Annotated in this window: 24 protein-coding genes and 1 other RNA gene; 12 read left to right on the top strand and 13 right to left on the bottom strand. The window is 57.7% G+C overall.

Annotated features, from left to right (window positions below; translation table 11 throughout):
* Positions 1–19 precede the first annotated feature (19 nt).
* From J1W56_RS04180 to J1W56_RS04170, 3 genes are all read right to left on the bottom strand, one after another.
* Complete coding sequence (locus J1W56_RS04180; protein ID WP_404928015.1) at positions 20–1,894, bottom strand: extracellular solute-binding protein; 1,875 nt, start codon at positions 1,892–1,894, stop codon at positions 20–22.
* Positions 1,894–3,735 carry an extracellular solute-binding protein gene (locus tag J1W56_RS04175; RefSeq protein ID WP_223612404.1) on the bottom strand — a complete coding sequence of 614 codons (1,842 nt, stop codon included), beginning with the start codon at positions 3,733–3,735 and terminating at the stop codon, positions 1,894–1,896. The genes J1W56_RS04180 and J1W56_RS04175 overlap by 1 nt, the downstream gene beginning before the upstream one ends.
* A gap of 200 nt (positions 3,736–3,935) precedes the next feature.
* On the bottom strand, positions 3,936–4,574 hold the full coding sequence (locus tag J1W56_RS04170; RefSeq protein ID WP_223611997.1) for a c-type cytochrome: 639 nt from the start codon (positions 4,572–4,574) through the stop codon (positions 3,936–3,938).
* 165 nt (positions 4,575–4,739) lie between these two features.
* On the opposite strand from J1W56_RS04170, the gene J1W56_RS04165 reads away from it, so the two are divergent.
* Positions 4,740–5,492, top strand: coding sequence for a 3-deoxy-manno-octulosonate cytidylyltransferase (locus tag J1W56_RS04165; RefSeq protein WP_223611995.1), 753 nt, complete (start codon positions 4,740–4,742; stop codon positions 5,490–5,492).
* 2 nt (positions 5,493–5,494) lie between these two features.
* The gene (locus tag J1W56_RS04160) at positions 5,495–6,358 is read left to right on the top strand and encodes a prephenate dehydratase (protein WP_223611993.1); all 864 of its coding nucleotides are present in this window, start codon (positions 5,495–5,497) and stop codon (positions 6,356–6,358) included.
* A 9-nt stretch (positions 6,359–6,367) separates the two neighbouring features.
* Here J1W56_RS04160 and J1W56_RS04155 read toward each other — a convergent pair whose 3' ends face one another.
* The 4 genes from J1W56_RS04155 to J1W56_RS04140 form a co-directional block, all read right to left on the bottom strand.
* On the bottom strand, positions 6,368–6,760 hold the full coding sequence (locus tag J1W56_RS04155) for a type II toxin-antitoxin system VapC family toxin (RefSeq protein ID WP_223611992.1): 393 nt from the start codon (positions 6,758–6,760) through the stop codon (positions 6,368–6,370).
* Positions 6,757–6,999, bottom strand: a complete 243-nt coding sequence (locus J1W56_RS04150; RefSeq protein ID WP_223611990.1) for an antitoxin — start codon at positions 6,997–6,999, stop codon at positions 6,757–6,759. Before J1W56_RS04150 ends, J1W56_RS04155 begins: the two co-directional genes overlap by 4 nt.
* Before the next feature lie 73 nt (positions 7,000–7,072).
* Positions 7,073–8,017 carry an NAD(+) diphosphatase gene (gene nudC / locus J1W56_RS04145; protein ID WP_223611989.1) on the bottom strand — a complete coding sequence of 315 codons (945 nt, stop codon included), beginning with the start codon at positions 8,015–8,017 and terminating at the stop codon, positions 7,073–7,075.
* Positions 8,018–8,068: 51 nt separating this feature from the next.
* On the bottom strand, positions 8,069–8,473 hold the full coding sequence (locus tag J1W56_RS04140) for an HIT domain-containing protein (protein WP_105736783.1): 405 nt from the start codon (positions 8,471–8,473) through the stop codon (positions 8,069–8,071).
* Positions 8,474–8,542: 69 nt separating this feature from the next.
* Between J1W56_RS04140 and ffs the strand changes: the two genes are divergently transcribed.
* The 5 genes from ffs to J1W56_RS04115 all read left to right on the top strand — a co-directional run bounded on the left by ffs (position 8,543) and on the right by J1W56_RS04115 (position 13,277).
* Positions 8,543–8,639, top strand: an RNA gene (gene ffs / locus J1W56_RS04135) — signal recognition particle sRNA small type.
* A gap of 158 nt (positions 8,640–8,797) precedes the next feature.
* Positions 8,798–10,624, top strand: coding sequence for a DNA polymerase III subunit gamma/tau (locus tag J1W56_RS04130; RefSeq protein WP_404927900.1), 1,827 nt, complete (start codon positions 8,798–8,800; stop codon positions 10,622–10,624).
* An 18-nt stretch (positions 10,625–10,642) separates the two neighbouring features.
* Complete coding sequence (locus J1W56_RS04125) at positions 10,643–10,966, top strand: YbaB/EbfC family nucleoid-associated protein (protein WP_091878585.1); 324 nt, start codon at positions 10,643–10,645, stop codon at positions 10,964–10,966.
* Between the two features lie 443 nt (positions 10,967–11,409).
* Complete coding sequence (gene recR, locus J1W56_RS04120) at positions 11,410–12,015, top strand: recombination mediator RecR (RefSeq protein ID WP_223611985.1); 606 nt, start codon at positions 11,410–11,412, stop codon at positions 12,013–12,015.
* Between the two features lie 26 nt (positions 12,016–12,041).
* Positions 12,042–13,277 carry a lytic murein transglycosylase gene (locus tag J1W56_RS04115; RefSeq protein WP_223612403.1) on the top strand — a complete coding sequence of 412 codons (1,236 nt, stop codon included), beginning with the start codon at positions 12,042–12,044 and terminating at the stop codon, positions 13,275–13,277.
* Here J1W56_RS04115 and J1W56_RS04110 read toward each other — a convergent pair.
* The gene (locus tag J1W56_RS04110; protein WP_223611983.1) at positions 13,261–14,172 is read right to left on the bottom strand and encodes a LysR family transcriptional regulator; all 912 of its coding nucleotides are present in this window, start codon (positions 14,170–14,172) and stop codon (positions 13,261–13,263) included. The genes J1W56_RS04115 and J1W56_RS04110 overlap by 17 nt on opposite strands.
* A 125-nt stretch (positions 14,173–14,297) precedes the next feature.
* Between J1W56_RS04110 and ilvD the strand changes: the two genes are divergently transcribed.
* The 5 genes from ilvD (at position 14,298) to J1W56_RS04085 (ending at position 20,175) form a co-directional block, all read left to right on the top strand.
* Complete coding sequence (gene ilvD / locus J1W56_RS04105; protein ID WP_223611982.1) at positions 14,298–15,971, top strand: dihydroxy-acid dehydratase; 1,674 nt, start codon at positions 14,298–14,300, stop codon at positions 15,969–15,971.
* Positions 15,972–16,088: 117 nt separating this feature from the next.
* A complete protein-coding gene (locus J1W56_RS04100; protein WP_223611980.1) occupies positions 16,089–17,087 on the top strand; it encodes a glutathione S-transferase family protein in 999 nt (332 codons plus the stop codon).
* Between the two features lie 240 nt (positions 17,088–17,327).
* Complete coding sequence (locus J1W56_RS04095) at positions 17,328–17,879, top strand: MaoC family dehydratase (RefSeq protein WP_223611979.1); 552 nt, start codon at positions 17,328–17,330, stop codon at positions 17,877–17,879.
* Positions 17,879–19,042, top strand: coding sequence for a CaiB/BaiF CoA transferase family protein (locus J1W56_RS04090; protein ID WP_223611978.1), 1,164 nt, complete (start codon positions 17,879–17,881; stop codon positions 19,040–19,042). Before J1W56_RS04095 ends, J1W56_RS04090 begins: the two co-directional genes overlap by 1 nt.
* A 20-nt stretch (positions 19,043–19,062) precedes the next feature.
* Positions 19,063–20,175 carry an extracellular solute-binding protein gene (locus J1W56_RS04085; RefSeq protein WP_223612402.1) on the top strand — a complete coding sequence of 371 codons (1,113 nt, stop codon included), beginning with the start codon at positions 19,063–19,065 and terminating at the stop codon, positions 20,173–20,175.
* A 2-nt stretch (positions 20,176–20,177) separates the two neighbouring features.
* Here J1W56_RS04085 and J1W56_RS04080 read toward each other — a convergent pair whose 3' ends face one another.
* The 5 genes from J1W56_RS04080 to J1W56_RS04060 all read right to left on the bottom strand — a co-directional run bounded on the left by J1W56_RS04080 (position 20,178) and on the right by J1W56_RS04060 (position 22,493).
* Entirely contained in the window at positions 20,178–20,366 is a 189-nt protein-coding gene (locus J1W56_RS04080) for a hypothetical protein (RefSeq protein ID WP_223611977.1), read from the bottom strand.
* Between the two features lie 91 nt (positions 20,367–20,457).
* Positions 20,458–20,724 carry a hypothetical protein gene (locus J1W56_RS04075; RefSeq protein ID WP_223611975.1) on the bottom strand — a complete coding sequence of 89 codons (267 nt, stop codon included), beginning with the start codon at positions 20,722–20,724 and terminating at the stop codon, positions 20,458–20,460.
* Between the two features lie 210 nt (positions 20,725–20,934).
* A complete protein-coding gene (locus tag J1W56_RS04070) occupies positions 20,935–21,861 on the bottom strand; it encodes a transglutaminase-like domain-containing protein (RefSeq protein ID WP_223611974.1) in 927 nt (308 codons plus the stop codon).
* Positions 21,855–22,325 carry a hypothetical protein gene (locus J1W56_RS04065; protein ID WP_223611973.1) on the bottom strand — a complete coding sequence of 157 codons (471 nt, stop codon included), beginning with the start codon at positions 22,323–22,325 and terminating at the stop codon, positions 21,855–21,857. The genes J1W56_RS04070 and J1W56_RS04065 overlap by 7 nt, the downstream gene beginning before the upstream one ends.
* Positions 22,326–22,343: 18 nt before the next feature.
* Positions 22,344–22,493 (bottom strand): hypothetical protein, encoded by a 150-nt coding sequence (locus J1W56_RS04060; RefSeq protein WP_223611971.1) that lies wholly within the window; start codon positions 22,491–22,493, stop codon positions 22,344–22,346.
* Between the last annotated feature and the right edge of the window lie 37 nt (positions 22,494–22,530).

The raw sequence follows: 22,530 nt of genomic DNA, 5'->3' as shown, positions 1-22,530 counted from the left end.
TGCTCCAGGAGATATCATTTTAAATCTTGCCAATTGCCTTTGCCTTTGCTTCGTCAAGCCACCATAGCGTTTCAACCGGAAAGCCATAATCGGGTTTGGGCTCCTTGAAGCCGAACATATCCCAATAGGCGATGAGGTGATTCGCACTGTACCAATTTGGAATCCAGTCACGCCTTATACGCAAGAGCCGATCCAAAACACGCATAATCGTGACCAGTTCTGCCCGTGACTTCACCTCACCGACTTTCTGGATCAGCGCATCGATGGCCGGATCCGCAATACCCGCGAAGTTGGTCGATCCGGGCATGGCAGCCGATTTGGAGCCAAAGATGGCCTGCAGGCTCTCCTGTGTCGGCGTGGAACCAAGGGAGTAGGCAGCGCCCATCATATCGAAATCAAAGTCCTGCAGCCTGACCTGATACTGCGCCGGATCGACCAGTCGCAGGGTGGCATTGATGCCGATGGCGTTCAGATTGTTGATGAAAGGTGCCGACGAGCGTGTGAAGACTTCCGCCTGGATCAACATTTCCAGGTTGAGTGGTCTGCCGCCGGCATCGGCGAATTTGCCGTTCTGCCGCGTATAACCCGCCGCGGTGATCAATTCGACCGCGCGGCGCAGATTGTTTCTGTCGCGGCCCGAACCATCCGATACGGGTTGCAGGACCGCATCGCCGAAAATCTCCGGCGGCAGCATGTCGCGCAGCGGTTCCATGATGGCCAGCTCTTCGGCGGAAGGTTTGCCTTCGGCGCGAAATTCCGATTTCTCAAACAGCGATTGCGACCGGTTGTAGACATTGTAAAAAAGGTTCTTGCTGGTCCATTCGAAATCAAAACACAACGTGATGGCTTCGCGCACCCTCGGATCGCGGAACTGTTCCCGGCGCTGATTCAGAGCCCAGGCCTGCATCACCGGCCGTTTTTCGCTGGAGAACTCGCGTTTGACGACACGCTTTTGCTGAATGGCCGGGAAATTGTACTCTGTTGCCCATGTCTTCGCGACGGACTCCGAACGCCAATAGATATCGCCTTTCTTGAAGGATTCGAAATCCGGTTGCCGGTCGCGAAAGAACTCGATGCGGATGCGGTCAAAATGGTTGGAGCCGCGTTGAACCGGCAAATCCTTTGCCCAGTAATCGGCAACGCGCTCGTATTCAATCGTTTGACCGGCAAGGATCATGCCCGCGCGATAGGCTCCCGAGCCGAGAGGCGCTTCCAGCGTCGATGCGCCGAAATCCCGCGTGGCGTACCACGCCTTGGAAAAGATCGGTATCCCTGCCGCTATGTCGAGAATGGCGCGACCGGAATGCTTGCCGGAAAAGGTCAGACGCACTGTATGGTCATCCTCGGCGACAATTTCGGTGAGCTCCGCCATCATCACCACGAGATCGGGATGCCCCTTTGTCTTGAGCGTCTCATAGCTGAACACCGCATCGTGGGCCGTCAGGGGGGAGCCGTCGTGAAAATGCGCTTGCGGGCGCAACTTGAAAATGAATGTCCGCTTGTCCGGGGAAACCGTAACGCTTTCAGCAACCAGGCCATAAATGGAATCGGGCTCGTCCAGCGCCGATGTCATCAAGGAATCAAAGCACAATTCCACACGTGGCGGTGCATCGCCGCGTGCCCCGAAACCGTTCAGCGTGTTGAATGTCTGCGTCGACTGGTTGAAATACCATGTCGGCGGCGAGAAGCAGAATGTACCACCCTTCGGCGCATCGGGATTGGTGTATTCGAAATGCGTGAAATCCTTCGGATATTTGAGCTCGCCAAAGGCGGAAAGACCATGCAGCGGAACATCCGTCTTCACATCCGCCAGTGCCAGACGCGGAGTGAGGGCGGACAAAGCCGCTGCACTGGAGTATTTCAGCAGATCGCGGCGATTGAGACGCCCGGCCATCATTGCGCGTGGGCTTTCAGAGCTTGTTCCTTGGCAGGGTCAATCCACCAGGAAAGCGGGTCGACACCGATATAATCCGGTTGTTTTTCAGGCATGCCGAACTTGTTCCAGTAGGCGATCTTGACCCTGTCGTCATACCACTGCGGAACAACATAGTAATTCCACAGCAGAACCCGGTCGAGCGCATGGGTTGCGGCAACAAGCTCTTCGCGGTCCTTGGCAAAGATGACCCTGTCGATCAGCTTGTCGATGGCCGGGTTTTTGATGCCCATGTAATTGCGCCCGCCAGGCGTGTCGGCGGTGCTGGATCCCCAGAAATCGCGTTGCTCGTTGCCTGGCGACAGCGTTTGCCCGATCCCGGCGATTGCCATCACGTCAAAATCATAATCATTGACCCTGGCCGCGTACTGGGCAGCATCGACAGCTCGTATTTGCGCATCTATGCCTAGCTTGCGCAGATTCGTCATGAACGGTCCGATCGTACGCTCATTGCCCGGATCGTCCGCCAGAAATTCGATGGTCAGAGGTTGACCAGTCGCTGTATTGACGAGCTTTCCATTTTTCTGATCATAACCAGCCTCCCGCAAAAGCGTGACGGCCTTGCGCAAATTATCGCGTTGCGCCTGCGGCGTATCAGAAACCGGGTTCTTGAATTCCTCTTTGAAAACCCCTTCCGGTACTTCACCTTTAACCGCTTGAAGTATCTCCAGCTCTTTGCCTGTCGGGACGCCGCTCGATGCGAGTTCCGTGCCGGAGAAATAACTGTCTATTCGCTTGTATTGACCGAAAAATGCATTCTTGCTCATCGATTCAAAGTCGAAGGCGAAATTCAAAGCTTCGCGTACCTTGATATCCTTGAATTTGTCGCGGCGTGTGTTCAGGAGAAATCCTTGCATGCGACCAGACGACCGCTGTGGATACACGGCCTTGACGACATCACCCCGGGTGAATGCCGGGAAATCATAGCCACGCATCCAGCGGCCGATGCTCGGCTCGCCGCGGTAATCCTGGAATCCCCCCTTCTTGAAGGCTTCCCACATGGCGTTTGCGTCCCGGAAATATTCATAGCGAATACGATCGAAATTGTTGCGCCCGACATTGGTGGGGAGATCCTTGCCCCAGTAATCGGCTACCCGGCTCCATACGATGGTCTTGCCGAAGTCGACGCTTTCGATTTTGTAGGCAGCCGAGCCCAGAGGGATTTCCGTCGTGGGCTTGGTGATGTCGCGCTTCTTTCCGGATTGATCGGTGCCTTCCCACCAGTGCTTTGGCAGTACGGGAAACTCGCCGACAATGCTGGGCAACTCACGGTTCCCGCCGCTCGCAAACGTGAAGGTAACCTCTCGGTCCCCGGTCTTCTCGGCCTTTGTCACATCATGATAATACTTGTTGTAAATCGGGCTTTGCGCTTTCAGGGTATCGAACGACCAGATGACGTCATCGACGGTGATGGGTTGTCCATCATGCCATTTTGCAGCGGGGTTGAGGCGGAACTTTACCCAGGAAAAATCATCTGGGTAAGCAACTGCTTCTGCGAGAAGACCGTAATTTGTTGCCGGCTCATCAAGCGCCCGGCTGAGAAGCGTATCGTAGAGATATCCACCCAGGATTGTTCCGCCCGGAAGCCCCGCCGCAGACGTTCCCTGGACGACGAAGGGGTTGAGGCTGTCAAATGAACCTTGAGCAATTTGATTCAAGGTTCCGCCTTTGGGCGCATCGGGATTCACAAAATCAAAATGCTTGAAGTCCGGCCCGTATTTCGGCTTGCCCAGAGCGCTGACCGCCGTCCGCCATTCAGCATCCGCAGCCCGTGCATTCGATAGGGGAATCACGGCTGTCATGGCAAGGAGCGCGAGGCTGGCAACGAGCGGACGGAATTGCAAATCAGATCTCCACGGTTCTCTTTTTTGGTCAGTCTAAGAGAAAATGCGGCGGAGAACAGACCTTCGGCAAAAAAACACGCAGTCTTGATAGGATCAGGCTGACGGATACAAAAAAGCCGGGCACTGGACCCGGCTTTCCCTTGGAATTGACGGCTGACTTATTTTGTCGGTGCCGGCGCAGCGCCATCTGCAGGCTTTGCTGCATCGGCTGGCTTTTCACCGCCGGCTGGCGCGGCATCGGCAGCAGGCAGCGGCTTTGGACTGTCGGAGAGCGTGCGCAGGTAAGCGATCAGGTCTGCGCGTTCATTGTCCTTCTTGTCACCGGCAAAGCCCATGGCAGTGCCCTTGATATAGCCCTTGGGCGAGGTCAGGAAGTGATTGAGATGGTCGAATGTCCAGAGTTCCTTGCCGCCCTTGGAGAAATCCTTGATGGCGCCGGAATAGCTGAAGCCTTCATGCGTGGCCATGGGACGGTCGACGATGTCCCAGAGGTTCGGGCCGACCTTGTTGGCGCCGCCCTTTTCGCCGGTATGGCAAGCCTGGCAGCGCTTGAAAATCGCTTCACCGCGCGTCGCGTCCGCCGATGCGAGCAGGGTTGCGATCGGCACGGCCGCAGCTGCTGCGGCTGGCGCGCCGGCTTCACCTTCACCGCCGGCTTCGGCAGCCTGGATGATAAAGCCGGGTTTTTCGGGCGCACGGGAATCAAATAAGAAATCCGAAAGGATGCCCGCTGTCATGACAACGAAAACTGTTGCCAGGAACGCCATGGCATATTTGTTGAATGCGCTCGAATCCATTGTCGATCATTGCTCCTCTTGCGGAGGTTCTCATTATCTGGTCAATGCAGACCGCTGCACAACTTGACGAGAGTCCCCTCGTGATCGCGCGGAAACTAGGTCTTTTGCTCAAGACTTGCAACACATATAAGGGCAGTTCTGCCTGAGACTTTTTGACACCGTAGGGTGCTTGTGACGATGAAAATATTGACCCTGATTCCCGCCCGCATGGCCTCCACACGTTTGCCCGGCAAGCCATTGGCCGATATTGCCGGCAAGCCGATGATCGTGCATGTGGCTGAACGTGCCCTGGCGGCCGGTCTTGGCCGTGCCGTTGTTGCCACGGATAGCGCCGAGGTGAAGGTGGCGGTCGAAGCCCACGGGCTTGAAGTGGTCATGACACGCAGCGACCATGAATCGGGTTCGGACCGCATCTATGAGGCCTTGCTGGCACTTGATCCGGAAGGCACTGTCGATGCCATCGTCAATGTCCAGGGCGACCTGCCGACCATCGATCCGGAATTGGTCAAACGCGCGCTCCTGCCGCTGCGTGAAGGTCCCGCCGATATCGCCACATTGTGTGTTGAGATCACCAGGGAAGATGAAAAGACCAATCCGAATGTGGTGAAGATCGTCGGGTCAGATATCGGCACCGGGAAAATGCGCGCGCTCTACTTTACGCGGGCGACGGCTCCCTACGGCAACGGCCCGCTCTACCACCACATCGGTCTGTATGCCTATCGCCGTGCAGCTCTGCAGCGATTCGTCAGCCTTGGCCCGTCACCGCTCGAACAGCGCGAACGGCTGGAACAGCTGCGCGCGCTGGAAGCCGGCATGCGCATCGATGTCGAGATCGTTGATTCGGTGCCACTGGGTGTGGATACCCAGGAAGATCTTGAGCGGGCACGTGACATTCTTACTTCAATAAAGGGCAATTGATTATGGCCAAGACCAACCGCATCTCCTTTCAGGGCGAACCGGGTGCCAATTCCGACACCGCATGCCGCAACATGTTTCCGCACATGGAGCCGTTGCCATGCCCGACCTTTGAGGATGCGTTCAATGCGGTTGAAAGCGGTGCTGCTGATCTGGCGATGATCCCGATCGAGAACACGATCGCCGGACGTGTCGCGGACATCCACCACCTCTTGCCGGAATCGCGCCTGCATATTGTCGGCGAATACTTTCTGCCGATCCATTTTCAGCTGATGGTTCTGCCGGGCACCAAACGCAGCGAAATCGTCACGGTTCACAGCCATATCCACGCGCTGGGCCAGTGCCGCAAATACATCCGCAAGAACGGCTGGAAGCCGGTCATTGCCGGGGATACGGCAGGTGCGGCGCGGCTGGTCTCCGACGTCAAGGACAAGACGATGGCGGCGCTCGCACCGCGGCTCGCCTCCAGCCTTTATGGTCTCGATATCCTGGAAGAGGATGTCGAGGACACGGAAAACAATGTCACGCGCTTCGTTGTCCTGAACAAGACGAAAAAGTGGGCGCCGCGCACATCCGACGAACTGATGATGACGACCTTCGTCTTTCGCGTGCGCAACGTTCCGGCGGCGCTCTACAAGGCGATGGGCGGCTTTGCCACCAATGGCGTCAACATGACCAAGCTGGAAAGCTATCAGATTGACGGCAAGTTCACCGCCACGCAGTTTTACGCCGATATTGAAGGGCATCCGGACGACAAGAACCTTGCCCATGCCCTGGAAGAACTGGAATTCTTCTCCAAGGAGGTGCGGGTTCTCGGAGTCTATCCGGCGGATACCACGTTTCGCAGCAGCCAAGGTGAGGAAGAGTAGATTGACGGTCTAATCCTCCCAGTTTTCAACGCTGAGTCCCTCGACCCTCTGAAATTCACGGACATTGCGTGTGATTAGGGTCAGAGACCGTGCAAGGGCCTGCCCTGCGACCAAAACATCGTAAGGGCCGATGGGACTGCCCGCGCGCGCAAGCTTTGCGCGCAACTCGCCCGCATGTCTGGCGTCGTCCAGATCAAACTCAAGTGCCGGGAATTGCAAGCTTTCAACAAGGCCGACATTCTGAACGGCGCGCTGTGATTTGTAGGCTCCGTAAAATAGTTCATGGGCAACAATGGCCGAGATTGCAAAATCCTGCGGCTGATGTCGACGCAATCGGCTGTGCAGCCGTTCATTGCCTTTCAGCAACGCAATGATGGCGTTGGTATCAAGCAAGAATTTCATTTGAAATAGTCGAGATCAGGTCTTTCCTGCGGTACTGGCTTCTCGCTCGCAGCTTTCACAAAGTCGTCGTCTAACGGGCCTGTAAGGGCATCCAGCCAAGTCCAATTTTCCGGCACCGGCTCAAGAATCACGGATTGCCCGTGACGCCGTATGCGAACCTCTGTGGCGTCAAATCGGAACTCCTTTGGAAGGCGCACGGCCTGCGAGCGTCCGGACCAGAAAATTTTGGCTTTTTCCATGTCGCACCTCTTTTGAGATATGACAATGATATATACCAATTGGGAGATATTTTCAATTCAACCTTGGTAGGGCTTAAACCCCGCTCTCAACCCAGCTGCGGATCAGATGGGCGGCGATGGCGCCGGGTGGCGGCGTCATCAATCCTTCCGGGTGTGTCCGGTCGAGCATCAGGGCGACTTCATCGCGTGTGAACCAGCGGCCCGCCTCCAGCTCAGCCTTGTCGAGCGTGTAGTCGTCGGACAAAGCCTCCGCATGGCAGCCGATCATCAGCGAATAGGGAAACGGCCAAGGTTGCGATGCGTGATAGACCACCCGGCCGATAGGCAGGTTGGTTTCTTCCAGCGTCTCGCGCCGCACGGCATTTTCGATGGTTTCCCCTGGTTCAATGAACCCGGCAAGGCAGGAATACATGCCCGGTCCGAAATGGGGTCCACGGGCCAGAAGACATTTATCGCCGCGCACCACCATCATGATGGCAACCGGATCGGTGCGCGGGAAATGCTGGGCGTCGCAATTCGGGCAAGTGCGCCGGTACCCGCCATCGCGCATCACCGTTTCCGTGCCGCAGCGTCCGCAGAAGCGGTGATTCTCATGCCACGTCAGCAGCGAAACGGCTTGCGCCATGGCGCCCAGCTGATCTTCGGGTATGAGGCCTTGCGTGTAGACAGGGCGGTATTCAACGGCCTTGATTGTCTCGGGAAGGGTTGCCAGATCGATACCGCTCACAGCAGCGAGAACCGGCATGTCCTCCTGCATTCCCAAATAGATTGTCCTGTTTGGATTGGGCAGCAGCGCGGCGGCTTCTTCAAGGCCGAAAAAGGCATTGCCTATGTCATTGCCCTGCGACAACAATATCTGGCCTTGCCCGATCAGCAGCATGCGCGCCTTTGCATCTGCAAGCGCGACCGTCACCACATCATCGCTGCGGTTTTCAGCGTGGCGGTTTATCCTGTTGCCGGCAAAGCCGACGAAGCGGCTCGCTTCCGCTTCCGGTACATCATAAAGGCGAAATGACATAAGTGGGGCTCCAGAAGACCGGTCCGGAATGGGACTGTGTGATGATGCTGATTAGATAGCGTTGAGAATGGCGTTCGCAAAGTCCCGTGCGTCTTTTTCGCCGTAGGGTTCGCGCGTGCCATAGCCCCAGACGGGACCGGGCCATGCCGGATCTCCGGTGTTGCGAGCGATGATATGCAGGTGCAACTGCCGGACGATATTGCCGAGAGCACCGGTGTTGATCTTTTCGCAATTGACGACAGCCTTGAGCGCCTGTGCGGCAATGCCCGATTCAAAGACAAGCATTGTCTGGTCGAGGGGGGTAAGGTCGTGAATCTCGCTGATATCAGCCCTTTGCGGCACGAGAATGAGCCAAGGCCAGCGCCGGTCATTCATCAGGCGCAGATCGCAAAGGCCCAGCCTTGCAATGGGAATCGTATCAGCTGCAAGTTTGCTATCGAGTATGAACGTCATGATTTGCAACAATTAGCAGTTTTTTTGTCGTCCCGCTTGCTTTTTGCGCAAAGATTGCCGATATGAGCCTCGGGAGGTTGGTGGTGGACGAGCCACTCGCCAACCGGGTCAGGTCCGGAAGGAAGCAGCCCCAACGAGCCAGGCACGGGTCGCCGTGCCAGCCTCCCACCTTTATCCTCTTTAAAGCCGTGATCCGGCATTGACGCTGCGGTGTGCAGCGGTACAAACTTGCCTGGTGGAACGAATTTGACATCACGCGAGACATGCGAATGTCAGAATCGGACAATTAGCGCCATGAAGAGTAATGCAGGAGCGGAATCAACCGGGATGGACACCAAAACGGCAGATAGCGCCTATCGCGTGCTTGCCCGCAAATATCGCCCGCAGAATTTCGACGATCTGGTCGGTCAGGAGCCGATGGTTCGGACCCTGACCAATGCGTTCGAGACCGGCCGCATTGCGCAGGCGTGGATGCTGACCGGTGTGCGCGGTGTTGGCAAGACCACCACTGCCCGCATTCTGGCCCGCGCCCTCAATTATAAAACAGCTGAAATCGACAAGCCAACGATCGACCTGTCTGTTCCCGGTGAACATTGTCAGGCGATCATGGAAGGCCGCCATGTCGATGTCATCGAGATGGATGCGGCCTCGCATACGGGTATCGATGACATCCGTGAAATCATCGAGCAGGTTCGCTACCGCCCGGTTTCGGCCCGGTACAAAGTCTACATCATCGACGAAGTGCACATGCTGTCCAATCAGGCTTTCAACGGCCTGTTGAAAACATTGGAAGAGCCGCCGCCCCACGTCAAATTCATCTTCGCCACGACCGAAATCCGCAAAGTTCCGATCACGGTGCTATCGCGCTGCCAGCGCTTTGACCTGCGCCGTATCGACGCGAACATGCTGACGGCGCTGCTGAAGAAGATCGCCGACAAGGAGAGCATCACGGTTGATGCCGCATCCCTGGCGATGATCGCCCGTGCGGGCGAGGGTTCGGCGCGCGATTCCCTGTCGATCTTCGATCAGGCAATCGCCCATGGTGCGGGCAATGTCGACGCCGAGACCGTACGCTCCATGCTGGGGCTGGCGGATCGCGCCCGGATCATCGATCTTTTCGAGATGCTGATGCGCGGTGATGTGGCTTCCGCCCTGCGCGAGTTTCGTGCCCAGTATGATGTCGGCGCGGACCCCAGTGTTGTTCTTTCCGATCTTGCCGACTTCAACCATCTGGTGACGCGTATTCGCTTCACCCCGGATGTCGCGGACGATATCTCCCTGTCCGAGGATGAACGCCTGCGCGGCCGGGATTATGCCGAAAAGCTTTCCATCCGGGTCCTCTCCCGGACATGGCAGATGTTGCTGAAAGGCATTGCCGAGGTGGATGCGTCCAATCGCCCGGTCCAGGCTGCAGAAATGCTGTTGATCCGGCTGGCGCATGCAGCCGATTTGCCGACGCTGGATGAAGCCCTGAAATCGCTGGAAAATGGGGCGTCTTCCTCCCTGCAGCCGCGAAGCGATGGCCCGCGTCCCGGCAATGGCGGCGGCGAGACGATGAACCGCGCTGCGCCGGCGGACGCTGTTGCACCGATGCGCGGTTCCGTTGCCTCTGGTGGTGGTGCAACCATGCGGCTGGTCGAACAATCAGCACAGCCTGTGCCTGTTGTGCCGGTGCAACCGGCTGCCGAAGAACTGGCGCCGGCCGTTCCCGTCACCAGCATCGCCGATATCGTGGCGCTCGCCGACAAGCAGCGCAACATGCAGTTCAAGATACTGGTCAAGAACTGTGTGCGGCTCGTTAGCATCAAGCCGGGACGGCTCGAGATCAATCTGACCGACGACGCGCCAAAAACACTTTTGACAGACCTGTCACAGAAACTCAGCGAATGGACCGGTACGCGCTGGATGGTATCCCTGTCGCGGGAACAGGGTGGCCGGACCATCAATGAAACCGAGACGGCCCGGCGCGATTCCATGCTCAGCGATGCGCGCGCCGATCCGGATGTCGCGGCGATCCTGTCGCGATTTCCGGGTGCCAAGATTATCAATGTACGGATCGCAACACCCGCCGGGCAGGCAGGTGGCGACCCCGACGGCATGGACGGGATCGGCTCCGGCGATGACACGCTGGCCCCCGTCGAAGAAGATGATTGATCAAAAGGAGTTTTTCCCATGCGTGACATTATGGGCATGATGAAACAGGCCAAGGAAATGCAGGGCAAGATGGCTGCCATGCAGGAAGAAATCGCGGCGCTGGAGGCAGAGGGCCATTCCGGCGGCGGTCTCGTCACCGTCAAGCTGTCCGGCAAGGGGGCGCTGACCTCGCTCAAGATTGATCCATCGCTCTTCAAGGAAGATGATGTCGAGATTCTCGAAGATCTGATCATCGCTGCCCATAACGAGGCAAAAGCCAAGGTTGAAGCCATCATGGCGGAAAAGACTCAGGCACTGACAGCGGGTCTGCCGATCCCTCCGGGCTTCAAACTGCCGTTCTGATCAGGTTCTGCACAATCACAAGTTTATTGGAAATAGCACTGCGATAGTTTATGTTGCTCTTGGAGTGGATGATGAGCTTTCGCCCATCACCCGTTTCCTTATTTAAATTGAACCCGGACGGTCCATGACCAGCTCGTCCGGGTTTTTCTTAAAACAAGTGTGATGCTAAACGGAAAGATCCGCATAGAGTCACCTCCAAGTTCAAAGGCAAGGCTGTTGCCGCAGTCGGGTAGCCCATTCTCCCGATGCACCGGCTGACACGGTGTTGCTGCCTCTGCCCTCAAACTGTGATCACGCTTTTCAGCGCCCGTTCGATCATTGCTTGGTTGGTGAGTGGCAACAACGAATGCAGAGTTGTAAAATAGCGGTCTCTTTTTCGCTTGGGTTGAGTTCGCGGTGCGTCTCCGATTCCCTATGGGCAAAATTTGCTTTAAACCGGCGATATGTCGAAACGAATCGCCGGTCCCGAAATTGAACGCCTGATCCAGCTTCTGGCCAAAGTGCCGGGGCTCGGGCCGCGTTCCGCCCGCCGCGCCGCGCTGCATCTCATCAAGAAGAAGGAAGCGCTGCTGATCCCGTTGGGTTCTGCCATGCAGGACGCAGCGGACAAGGTGCGTATCTGCTCCACATGCGGCAATGTCGATACATCTGATCCGTGCATGATCTGTACCGATCCGCGTCGCGAACGGGCGACGCTGATTGTGGTCGAGGATGTTGCCGACCTTTGGGCGCTGGAGCGGGCCGGTTCAATGAATGTCCGCTATCATGTGCTTGGCGGACGGCTGTCGCCGCTGGATGGTGTTGGTCCAGACGATCTCAACATCGGCAGCCTTGTCAGCCGCGTGGCGGAAGGCGAGATCAAGGAGGTCATTCTCGCCGTCAATGCGACGGTCGAGGGGCAGACGACGGCTCATTACATCACTGATCAGCTTGCGGATTTTGACGTGCGTATCACGCGGCTGGCGCATGGCGTTCCGGTCGGCGGGGAACTCGACTATCTGGACGAGGGCACGTTGGCCGCTGCCCTGCGCGCGCGGACCTCTTTATAGGGAGAAGGCTTTTGATCAGACGTCCGATGCGACTTGCCCTTGCGGCGCTGTTTGCGACCTTTCTCCATGCAACAGCCGGGTTGGCCGCGTCAAAACCGGAAGTTGAAGCACAGTTCCGGGCATGGCTTGTCAACGATCTTTGGCCCGAAGCCAAGGCGCAGGGTATTTCCAAAGCGGTTTTCGATCAGGCGTTTTCGGGCGTCACGCTCAATTTCGATCTGCCCGACCTGGTCATGCCGGGCGAAAAACCGCAGACGCCCAAGGAGCAGCGGCAATCCGAGTTCGGCTCTCCCGGCAAGTATTTCAACGACAAGACAGTCAACGCGGTGACATCGGGTGGCGTAGCGCGGTCTGGCCAGTATGCCAAAATCCTCAAAGCGGTTGAAAGCAAATATGGCGTTCCGGGGCCGATCGTTCTTGCCATCTGGGGGCGCGAAAGCGGTTATGGCAGCGTGAAAATCCCTTACAACGCCTTTGCCGTCCTCGGCACAAAAGCCTTTATGGCAACGCGCAAGGACATGTTCCGCAAGGAGCTCTTGGCTGCGCTCCAGATCGTGGAAAAGGGCTATATCGGCGTTGCAAGCATGAAAAGCTCGTGGGCAGGTGCGCTGGGCCAGCCGCAATTCATGCCGACATCCTATCTCGAACATGCAGTGGATTTTGACGGCGACGGCAAGCGGGACATCTGGAATTCCGTTCCCGATACGCTCGGTTCCATCGGTCATTATCTCGCGCAGTATGGATGGCAGCGCGGCCGCGACTGGGGCTATGAAGTCAGCGTTCCGCAGACTGTCAGCTGCTCCCTGGAAGGCCCGGATCAGGGCAAGCCTTTCGCCGCATGGGCCAAGCTTGGCATCACCCGGGTCAACGGCAAGCCGTTTCCGGCCAGCGAAACCAATCGCGAGGGCTTCCTGTTGATGCCTGCCGGGCGTCACGGCCCGGCCTTTGTGGTCACCAAGAATTTCTACGTGATCAAGGAATACAATATGAGCGATCTCTATGCGCTCTTCATCGGGCATGTGGGTGACCGCATCGCCAATGGTGCGAAGGGTTTTTCCGCCGGTTGGGGTGATGTCGGCGGGCTCTATCGCTCGGACATTGCGGGTTTGCAGAAAGCGCTGGAAAAAAAGGGTTATGACGCGGGCGGAGCCGACGGTTTCCCCGGCTTCAAGACACGGCGATCCATTGGTGATTGGCAAACGAAACAGGGCCTGCCCGCCACCTGTTTTCCCGACAAGGATCTCGTCAAGGCGATCCGTTGAACGCCGAGGCAATATCAATCAGATGTCTGAGCGCCGGCGACGGATCGTCTCGGCGCCAGACAAGCCCGGTCTCGATCCGTGGCGGCGTGCCTGACAGTTTCAGGTAGCGAACGCCGGCACGGCCAAGATTCCGCAGCGATTCCGGCACCAGCGCGATTCCCATCCCCGCTGAGACCAGGCTGATGATTGTCTGCATCTGGATGGCTTCCTGCCCGATGCATGGGACGGCACCATTGCCGGCATAATAGCCGGTGATCAGATCGTGAAAGGCCGGTGCGCTGCGGCGGGGAAAGATAATCAGTGGCTCCGATAGAGCGCCTTTGATGTCGAGCGCTCCGTTGGAGAGAGCCAACCTGCCTGATGCCACCCATTCCTCCGGGACCGCAGCGACAAGTTCCTCCTGAAGCAATGACAGATAGGTGAGAGAAGCGTGAAGGCTGGTCTGCGACGGCGGGATGATCAAGCCGGCGTGAATGTCTCCGTTCAGAAGCGCTCCGATCTGCACGTCACTCGTTGCCTCCTGCAGGGCGATCTGCACGCCGGGATAATCCGTCTTGTAACGGCCGAGCAGTGCCGGCAGCAGGCTGTAATCGGCTGTGCTGACGAAAGCGAGTTTCAAACTGCCCATGGTGCCGTGCGCGAGCTGCCGGGCAACGCCGGGGAGCGCGCCTGCTGCGTCCAGAACCTTGCGCACATGGTCCAGCCATTGGGCGCCCGCAGGCGTCAGCGCGACGCTGCGCTTGGTGCGCGTGAACAGTTCGATGCCGATCTCCTCTTCGAGCGCGAGTATGGTTTGGCTGAGCGGCGGTTGGGTCATGTTGAGCCGCGCCGCAGCTCTCCCGAAATGCAGTTCCTCGGCAACAGTGATAAAGTAGCGCAGCTGACGCAGATCCATGCCGCATTTCTAATATAAAATACGACCTAATCAAGTGTGAATTATATATTTCACACGTGTTTGGAAGCGCTCTAAACAATAGGCAATCCGGTCTTGGACCAAAATATCCCAGTGGAGAAACAGTCATGGCAGTCAATGAACGCTCGAAACACATCACGCAGGGAATTGCGCGCTCGCCCAACCGGGCCATGTATTATGCGCTCGGGTATGAGAAGGCGGATTTTGACAAGCCGATGATCGGCATTGCCAATGGCCATTCCACAATCACGCCTTGCAATGCCGGTTTGCAGCCGCTCGCCGATGCGGCGGTTGCTGCGGTCAAGGCTGCGGGCGGCAATCCGCAAATCTTCGGCACGCCGACCATCTCCGATGGAATGGCGATGGGCACGGAGGGCATGAAATACTCGCTGATCTCACGTGAGGTGATCGCCGATTGCATCGAAACCTGCGTGAACGGTCAATGGATGGACGGCGTTCTTGTGCTGGGTGGCTGCGACAAGAACATGCCCGGCGGCATGATGGCCATTGCCCGGACCAATGTTCCGGCGATCTATGTCTACGGCGGCACGATCAAGCCGGGTAAATGGAAGGGCAAGGATCTTTCCATCGTTTCCTCCTTCGAAGCCGTGGGTTCCTTCATGGCGGGCAAGATGAGCCAGGAAGATTTTGAAGGCATCGAGCGGCATGCCTGCCCCTCCACCGGTTCCTGCGGCGGCATGTACACCGCCAACACCATGAGCTCTTCGTTCGAGGCACTGGGCATGTCATTGATGTCCTCGTCGACCATGGCCAATCCGGATGCCGAAAAGGCGGACAGCACCGCCGAATCAGCACGCGTTCTGGTCGAAGCGGTGCGCCGGGGTATCCGGCCGCGGGATATCATCACCCGCAATTCCATCGAAAATGCCGTATCGCTGATCATGGCCACCGGCGGATCGACCAATGCTGTGCTGCATTTTCTGGCCATCGCCCACGCGGCGGAAGTCGAATGGACGCTGGATGATTTCGAGCGCGTGCGCCGCAAGGTTCCGGTGATCTGCAACCTTCGTCCTTCCGGCCAATACATGGCTGTGGACCTGCACCAGGTCGGCAGCATCCCGCAGGTCCTGAAAATCCTGCTCAATGCCGGGTTGCTGCATGGTGACTGCCTGACGATCACCGGCCGGACCATTGCCGAGGAACTGGCCCACGTTCCCGATGCTCCGCCCGTCGATCAGAACATCATCAGACCCATCGACAAGGCTCTCTACAAGGAGGGACATTTGGCTATCCTCAGGGGAAATCTGGCGACGGGTGGTGCTGTTGCAAAAATCACCGGCCTCAAAAACCCGGTTATCCAGGGCCCCGCACGGGTGTTCGATGACGAGCAATCGGCGATGGACGCCATCCTCTCGGACAAGATCAGGCCGGGCGATGTGCTGGTCCTGCGTTACCTCGGCCCCAAGGGCGGACCCGGCATGCCGGAAATGCTGGCGCCGACATCGGCAATCATCGGACGCGGTCTGGGTGAAAGCGTCGGGCTCATCACCGACGGACGGTTCTCCGGGGGAACCTGGGGCATGGTGGTCGGCCACGTCACGCCGGAAGCGTTCGAGGGCGGCGCAATTGCCCTCGTCAGGGAAGGCGACACGATTACCATCGATGCCCACAAGCAGCTGCTGCAGCTGGAGGTCAGCGATGCTGAACTCGAAGAGCGGCGCAAGCTATGGCGGCAACCAGCACCACGCTATACGCGCGGGGTGCTGGCCAAATTTGCCAAGTTGGCCAAATCCGCCAGTGAAGGCGCCGTCACGGATTAAGGGCCGGACTCTCCTATTGTCGCGAAGGCAAAAACAGTCTGTCAAAGCATGGGTGGTATGAATGCCACCCATGAAATGCGATCCTGACATGCAATTGAATAGTCAGGAAATCCGCACATGCCAGCCTTGGTGAATGGACAATGGAACAAGGGCGACGTCGCCGCCAGTGAAATGAAAGATGGAGCCTTCCACCGCGAGCCGACCCGGTTTCGCAACTGGATTACGCCAGATGGCGTGCTCGACAAGGAGGGAACGCCAACCTTCAAGGCTGAGGCCGGGCGCTATCAGCTCTTCGTTTCATATCTGTGTCCCTGGGCTTCGCGGACGCTGATCTTCCGTCATCTCAAGGGGCTAGAAAACATCATCAGCGTTGCGGTTGCCGAGCCCGCGCTCGGTGAAAACGGCTGGACATTCACCAATCTCGTCGATGCCGGGCAAAAAGCGCCGCCGATCCATTATCTGCACCAGCTCTACACCGCCAGCCTTGCGACCTATACCGGCAAGGTTTCAGTGCCGGTGCTGTGGGACCGCCGTGAGGGGCAGATCGTCAACAACGAGTCTGCCGATATTATCCGCATTCTGAACAGCGCTTTTGACGGACTGACCGGCGATAAAAGGGATTTCTATCCAGAAAGCCTGCGGCCGGAGATCGAGCGGTGGAACGGCCTCGTCTATGACAACATCAACAACGGCGTCTACCGCGCCGGCTTTGCAAAGTCACAGGCAAGCTATGACGAGGCCGTGCGTGATGTCTTTGCGGCGCTTGATCGCGTGGAAGCCCATCTGGCCGATCATCGCTATCTGGCGGGGCAGTACCTGACCGAGGCCGACTGGCGGCTGTTTGTTACGCTCGTCCGGTTTGACGCGGCCTATAATGGCGTCTTCAAATGCAACATCCGGCGGCTCGAGGACTATCATCATCTCTCGCATTATCTGCGAGAGCTCTATCAGTTTGAAAACGTGCGCGAGACGGTGAAAATCGATCATATCAAAGCCGGGTACTATTCCATCGCCTCTGTGAATCCGACGGGTATTGTGCCTGCCGGTCCATTGATTGATTTCGACCGGCCGCATGATCGCGAGCGCCTGATGGGTAAGGGTATTGCCATGCGCTAATGCATCGAAGGACAAGATTTGGAACAAAGAAGCCCGGTGGCCGGATGAAAATGTCCGGCCATCGGGCTTTTTGCATTGCAGCACAATTTTCCCTGTTTTTTGGCTTGTCAGATATACCCATATGTGAAAATAATATTTACAAAAGAAGATGGAGGAGGCGAGGACAATGAAACACCCGTTCGATTTCAGGTGTCTGGAACAGCGCGGAACTGTGCACGAAGATCAGGGCGGGGTGCAGCTGTGACCGGGTTTTCACCGACTGTCGGCGTCTCCTCGACGCATCCGAAGAACATGCCGGCCGATCATGCGGCTTTGCCGGTCTGGAATGCTGAAAACTGGTTTTACGAGGATTGGCCTGTCGGACAGAAAATCCGTTCGCTGCGGCGGACGATTTCGGAAAGTGACAGCCACCTCTTCAACACGCTGGTCACCGACATCCATCCCTATGTGCAGGATCAGATGTTTGCGGAAAGCGAAGGCATTTTCGGCAGGCGGCTGGTCGCCGGTGCCTTTGTCTTTTCCGCCGGGCTTGGCCTTGTTGCGACCAACTGCGTCAACGCCTTTTCCTATGGTTATGACAAGCTGCGATTCATCAAGCCCGTGTTCCTGAACGATACGATTTATACGATCAGGACCAATCTCGATAAGCGCCCGCGCTACAAGGATTTGGGGCTGATCCGCGCCAGCTATGAAGTGTTCAAGAACGAAGGCGAGCTCGTCCTCTACTGCGAGCATCTGCAAACGGTGAAATACCAGAATCCCGCCGATTTTATTGGAAAGACCGAGAAGTGATGACCACGGACAATGCTGATCTGCCGCTTGCCGGCCTGCTCGTCGTTGATATGAGCCAATTCCTGTCGGGCCCCTATGCCTCGCTGCGCCTGATGGATCTTGGCGCGCGGGTCATCAAGATCGAGCGCCCCGACGGCGGCGATCTCTCACGCCGGCTCTATCTGAGCGATACCGAAATCGGCGGTGACTCGACGATTTTTCATGCGATCAACCGTGCCAAGGAAAGTCTTGCGATCGACCTGAAAAGCGAGGGCGACCTTGCTTCCCTGCGAAAACTGCTCGGCAAGGCCGATGTCCTCATCCAGAATTTCCGCCCCGGCGTCATCAAGCGACTGGGACTGGACTACGACGCGGTGAAAGCCATCAATCCGCGGCTGGTCTATGCCAGCATCAGCGGCTACGGCGAGGAGGGACCTTGGGTGAGCCGTCCGGGACAGGATCTGCTGGCGCAATCGCGCTCCGGCCTGATGTGGCTGAATGGCGATGAAAGCCAGGGCCCCGTGCCGTTCGGGCTTGCGGTCGCCGACATGCTGGCGGGTGCCGCCACGGTTCAGGGGGTTCTTGCAGCCTTGGTGCGGCGCGGGATCAGCGGAACCGGCAGCCATATCGAAACAAGCCTGCTGGAATCGCTCATCGATTTCCAGTTTGAAGTGCTGACCACCCATTTGAATGACGGCCGCCGGCTGCCCAAGCGCTCCGACTTCCGCAGTGCGCATGCCTATCTCTCCGCCCCATATGGCGTTTACCCGACCAAGGACAATTATCTGGCCCTTGCCATGACGCCGTTGCCCAAGCTTGCTGACCTTCTTGGTCTGGATGAACTGGCACCCTATCGCGATACGCCCGCCAGCTGGTTTACCGCCCGGGATGAGATCAAACGCATCATCGCTCAAAAACTCGCCACGCAGGAGACCGAGCATTGGCTTTCGATCCTCGAACCTGCCGATATCTGGTGCGCGAAAGTGCTGAACTGGGAAGAACTGATGGCAAGCGAAGGTTTCAAGGTTCTCGATATGCTGCAAAGGGTGGAACGGGCGGACAATGTTTCCATTCTCACGACGCGGTCGCCTATCCGGGTCAACGGCAAGCGGGCAAAATCCGACCGCGCCGCGCCGCGCATTGGCGAACACAGCGAGGCGATCCGCAAGGAGTTCGGTCTGTGAGCGATATCACGTTGAAAGGCATGACGTGGAGCCATCCGCGCGGCTTTGACCCCATGGTTGCCTGCTCCAGGCTCTGGCAGGAAAAGACAGGCGTCACAGTGGAATGGGCCAAGCGCTCGCTGCAGGATTTTGAGTCCTTTCCAGTCGAGGAACTGGCGCGAACCTATGATCTGATCGTCATCGATCATCCGCATGTCGGGCAGATTACGGCAGAGAACTGCCTCGCCCCGCTGGATGTTGTCGGCCGGGAGGCGGAGCGCCGCACGCTGCTCGAGGGCAGTGTCGGGCAATCCTACCCGAGCTACCACTGGCAGGGACATCAATGGGCATTTCCGATCGATACGGCAACGCAGGTTTGTGCCTGGCGCCCCGATCTTCTGGAGCGGTCACCCGGCAGCTGGGACGAAATGCTGGTTCTCGCCCGCGCAGGCAGGGTTCTTCTTCCGCTCCGGCCGCCCCATTCGCTGATGACCTTTTACACCCTGAGCGGAAACATGGGGACGCCCTGCGCCACGACAACCGGAGAGCTGATCGAACGGCAGCATGGGGTTCGTGTGCTGGAAATGATGCGCGAGATCAGTGCCCTCGTTGATCCCGCATGTTTCGAGATGGATCCGATTGCCGTGCTTGAACGGATGGCCGAGGCCGGATCGGCGGTCGCCTGCGCACCGCTGATCTATGGCTACGTCAACTACGCCATTCCGGGATTTCGGCCGCATCTTGTGGCCTTTGCCGACATTCCAACCGCGGGCAACAGCGGACCAATGGGTTCTGCCCTCGGCGGAACCGGGATTGCCGTTTCTGCCTTTTCCGAACACCGGCAAGCGGCTGTCGATTTTGCCTACTGGATTGCCAGCGGCGATGTCCAGCGTGGTCCTTATGCGCACACGGGCGGCCAGCCGGGGCACGCTGACGCGTGGGAAGACGAGGCGGTGAATACGGCGACGTCAGATTTCTACACCGCGACGCGCCGGACACTGGAAGCGGCGTGGGTGCGCCCGCGCCACAATGGCTACATGGCGTTTCAGCAATCGGCGTCGGATCGCCTCAACGCGGGTTTGCGCGGTCACCATGGGGCGGAAACCATTGTTGATGATCTCAATGATCAATTCCGCCGCAGTTTCGGCGCGTAGCGTCAGCCCTTGCCGGCGCGCATTTGTCCGGAGCGGCCATAGTCGCTCGGGCAAATACCGATGCCGCGCTGGCATTCGGGCGGGTTTTTCCCCGTAATCTCGGTTTGCCGCGGCGTCCATGTCGCATAGGTTGAGCCACAGGCAGACAAAGCCAGGCCACATAGGAGTGTCGCGACAGTGATGAATTTCATTCTAAGACCTCGACCCAAACAATGAAGGTCACATCTGCCGCAAATGAAGCTGAATGTCAAAGCAGCAAGGGTGTGTGCGGGGTGGATTGCGTCAGGCGTATCGCTTTTCGGGCCGGGTGTCCGTTCCGCTGACGTCCGGATGGGCATTGACGGCCGTGATCACCGCAAGAGCGGCGAGCGAGTTTACGCTGCGATTGCCGCGGTTAAACGCGGTCATCACGGTCTCCGCGATAATCCTCGCTTCGTCATCTGTACTCGACTGCACGAGAAGGGTGGCAGCGGCCCTGTTGTAGGCCGCCAGCATCAGGTCCCAATCATCCTGCGAATAGGCTGGCTCTGGAGGATTTGTGAAAGGCATGGGGAATAGTCCTTTCCTGAATCGAATGAAGTCCCGCTTGGGAAAAAAGCTAGCCCTTCAAATGCGGCATGGCAATTCGAAACGATTTGTTGCGGCTGCGGAAGAGCTTACCGCAGTGCAAACAGACGAGCGGCATATCGGAATATGGCAGATGACGTCACGGGTATTGAGCCGGCTTCCACAGGCTGCGGGACGCCGGTCCCGAGCCCGCTACATCGTGTTTTCAGCGTCGGTTCTGGCTTGGATATGCCGCGAAAGCCGGGCCCATCTCTGGCTGAACCAGGGCGTGACAAGTGAAACCTTTTCAAAGTGTTGGCTGGAGAAGGACGGCTTGGTCTCTTCGAACGTCCAGACCTTGAAGTTCGTCAGCTGGTGCGGCCCGAATGTATAGATAAGAGGGATATCAGCGGCGTCCCGCCCACGGGCGACAACGATGCGGCCAATGCGGCGCTTGTTATGGCGCGCGTCGAATGTGTGCCACTTACCGCCGAGATAAACTTCGAACCAGGCGTTGAAATCCATGGGGGCGGGATCGGCGGGAACGCCGATATCGCCCATGTATCCGTTGACGTAACGGGCCGGAATGTTCATGCAGCGGCAGAAGGCCACGGCCAGATGCGCAAAGTCGCGGCATACGCCGACCCGCTCTTCATGCGCTTGCGCGGCGGTCCGCGTGGCCCGGGCAAAACCATAGCTGAACGTCAGGCGCTGATTGACGTAATCACAGATCGCCTGAACACGTGTCCAGCCCGGCTCCACCTGACCGAAGAGGTTCCATGCCAGATTGCTGAGCTCGTCTGTTTCGCAGTAGCGGCTTGCCGACAGAAAGGCCAGACACTCGGTCGGCAACTTGTCGACAGTCAGCTCCCGGGCATCGCCGTCAACAGGGTCGGGTAAGCCATCATCCCGCAGCACCGCGTCGTATTTCAACGATAGATTTCCGGCAGGAGCCAGAAGGCGCAGGCAATTATTCCCGAAGAGATCGCGAAAATTCTCCAGCTTCACACCGGGTGTTACGACGGGGCCGCGTTCACAAACAATGTCGGAAAGCCGGTCCGACTCCAGATTCAAATAGGTCGTCATAGGTGTTGGTTCGTTGCATTGAATAGCAATTTCATATCCGACACGGATCAACATGGCGCATCCTTTTGGGGTTTTGAGGAAAACGCGACAATGACGGTTTGGGTTCCTGTCCGGCGAAATAAAATATCGCGCGAGGACATCCCTGCAGGGTCCTTCAGCTTTTGTTGACCATAGGCCGGTAAAATCTGAAACGAATGCGCGTGAAGCCCGTTATGCCCAGAGAGCGCCATCGCGGAAAACCGGTGGATACCCGTATGACAGGCCGCTTTGAGGATTGGGTGCGCATTGGAAGGTGAATGCCAATCTTGCTCCAGAAATGGTTGGGAAGGGCTATGGCAGTAAAACACGGAACATCGCATCGACGGGTCGCCGCTGTCGTCCGCGCGCAGATCACGCGGCAGGAGTTCCGCAATGCGGTACAATCCTCCCGGCCGTCTCAGGCCGACCGGGAACTCCCTTCCCAGCTCGTCGAGTTGCTCAAACGCCTGGAGAAGGCCGAGAAACCCAAACGATAGCATTCCTGTGAAAAGCCCGGGTCAGTTCCGGCTGGCATCCTGCATGACCTTGCCCTGGGAGGCGAGGTGCGGGTAACGGCCATATTTTGCCGTGTGGTTGACAAAGCTGCCAAACGACAAGGCAAACGTCAGGAAGATGAAAAAGACGATGCCAAGACGCTGTGCAAGCATGGCGGATACCCCCTTTGTAACTGGCGCAACAATATGC

The sequence above is a fragment of the Phyllobacterium calauticae genome, assembly GCF_019991125.1.
GTDB classification, from domain to species: domain Bacteria; phylum Pseudomonadota; class Alphaproteobacteria; order Rhizobiales; family Rhizobiaceae; genus Phyllobacterium; species Phyllobacterium calauticae.
Note: the sequence above shows the minus strand (reverse complement) of the source record. Positions and strands in the feature narration are given on the sequence as shown.

Bases quoted from the DNA above. Each gene is read 5' to 3' on its own strand.
- J1W56_RS04110 (WP_223611983.1), bottom strand. From the start codon at position 14,172: ATGGATCTGCGTCAGCTGCGCTACTTTATCACTGTTGCCGAGGAACTG.
- J1W56_RS04065 (WP_223611973.1), bottom strand. From the start codon at position 22,325: ATGCTATCGTTTGGGTTTCTCGGCCTTCTCCAGGCGTTTGAGCAACTC.
- J1W56_RS04170 (WP_223611997.1), bottom strand. From the start codon at position 4,574: ATGGATTCGAGCGCATTCAACAAATATGCCATGGCGTTCCTGGCAACA.
- J1W56_RS04160 (WP_223611993.1), top strand. From the start codon at position 5,495: ATGGCCAAGACCAACCGCATCTCCTTTCAGGGCGAACCGGGTGCCAAT.
- J1W56_RS04155 (WP_223611992.1), bottom strand. From the start codon at position 6,760: ATGAAATTCTTGCTTGATACCAACGCCATCATTGCGTTGCTGAAAGGC.
- J1W56_RS04080 (WP_223611977.1), bottom strand. From the start codon at position 20,366: ATGAAATTCATCACTGTCGCGACACTCCTATGTGGCCTGGCTTTGTCT.
- J1W56_RS04180 (WP_404928015.1), bottom strand. From the start codon at position 1,894: ATGGCCGGGCGTCTCAATCGCCGCGATCTGCTGAAATACTCCAGTGCA.
- J1W56_RS04130 (WP_404927900.1), top strand. From the start codon at position 8,798: ATGGACACCAAAACGGCAGATAGCGCCTATCGCGTGCTTGCCCGCAAA.
- J1W56_RS04060 (WP_223611971.1), bottom strand. From the start codon at position 22,493: ATGCTTGCACAGCGTCTTGGCATCGTCTTTTTCATCTTCCTGACGTTT.
- J1W56_RS04100 (WP_223611980.1), top strand. From the start codon at position 16,089: ATGCCAGCCTTGGTGAATGGACAATGGAACAAGGGCGACGTCGCCGCC.
- J1W56_RS04085 (WP_223612402.1), top strand. From the start codon at position 19,063: ATGACGTGGAGCCATCCGCGCGGCTTTGACCCCATGGTTGCCTGCTCC.
- ilvD (WP_223611982.1), top strand. From the start codon at position 14,298: ATGGCAGTCAATGAACGCTCGAAACACATCACGCAGGGAATTGCGCGC.
- nudC (WP_223611989.1), bottom strand. From the start codon at position 8,017: ATGTCATTTCGCCTTTATGATGTACCGGAAGCGGAAGCGAGCCGCTTC.
- J1W56_RS04070 (WP_223611974.1), bottom strand. From the start codon at position 21,861: ATGTTGATCCGTGTCGGATATGAAATTGCTATTCAATGCAACGAACCA.
- J1W56_RS04090 (WP_223611978.1), top strand. From the start codon at position 17,879: ATGACCACGGACAATGCTGATCTGCCGCTTGCCGGCCTGCTCGTCGTT.
- J1W56_RS04175 (WP_223612404.1), bottom strand. From the start codon at position 3,735: ATGACAGCCGTGATTCCCCTATCGAATGCACGGGCTGCGGATGCTGAA.
- J1W56_RS04075 (WP_223611975.1), bottom strand. From the start codon at position 20,724: ATGCCTTTCACAAATCCTCCAGAGCCAGCCTATTCGCAGGATGATTGG.
- recR (WP_223611985.1), top strand. From the start codon at position 11,410: ATGTCGAAACGAATCGCCGGTCCCGAAATTGAACGCCTGATCCAGCTT.
- J1W56_RS04125 (WP_091878585.1), top strand. From the start codon at position 10,643: ATGCGTGACATTATGGGCATGATGAAACAGGCCAAGGAAATGCAGGGC.
- J1W56_RS04115 (WP_223612403.1), top strand. From the start codon at position 12,042: ATGCGACTTGCCCTTGCGGCGCTGTTTGCGACCTTTCTCCATGCAACA.
- J1W56_RS04150 (WP_223611990.1), bottom strand. From the start codon at position 6,999: ATGGAAAAAGCCAAAATTTTCTGGTCCGGACGCTCGCAGGCCGTGCGC.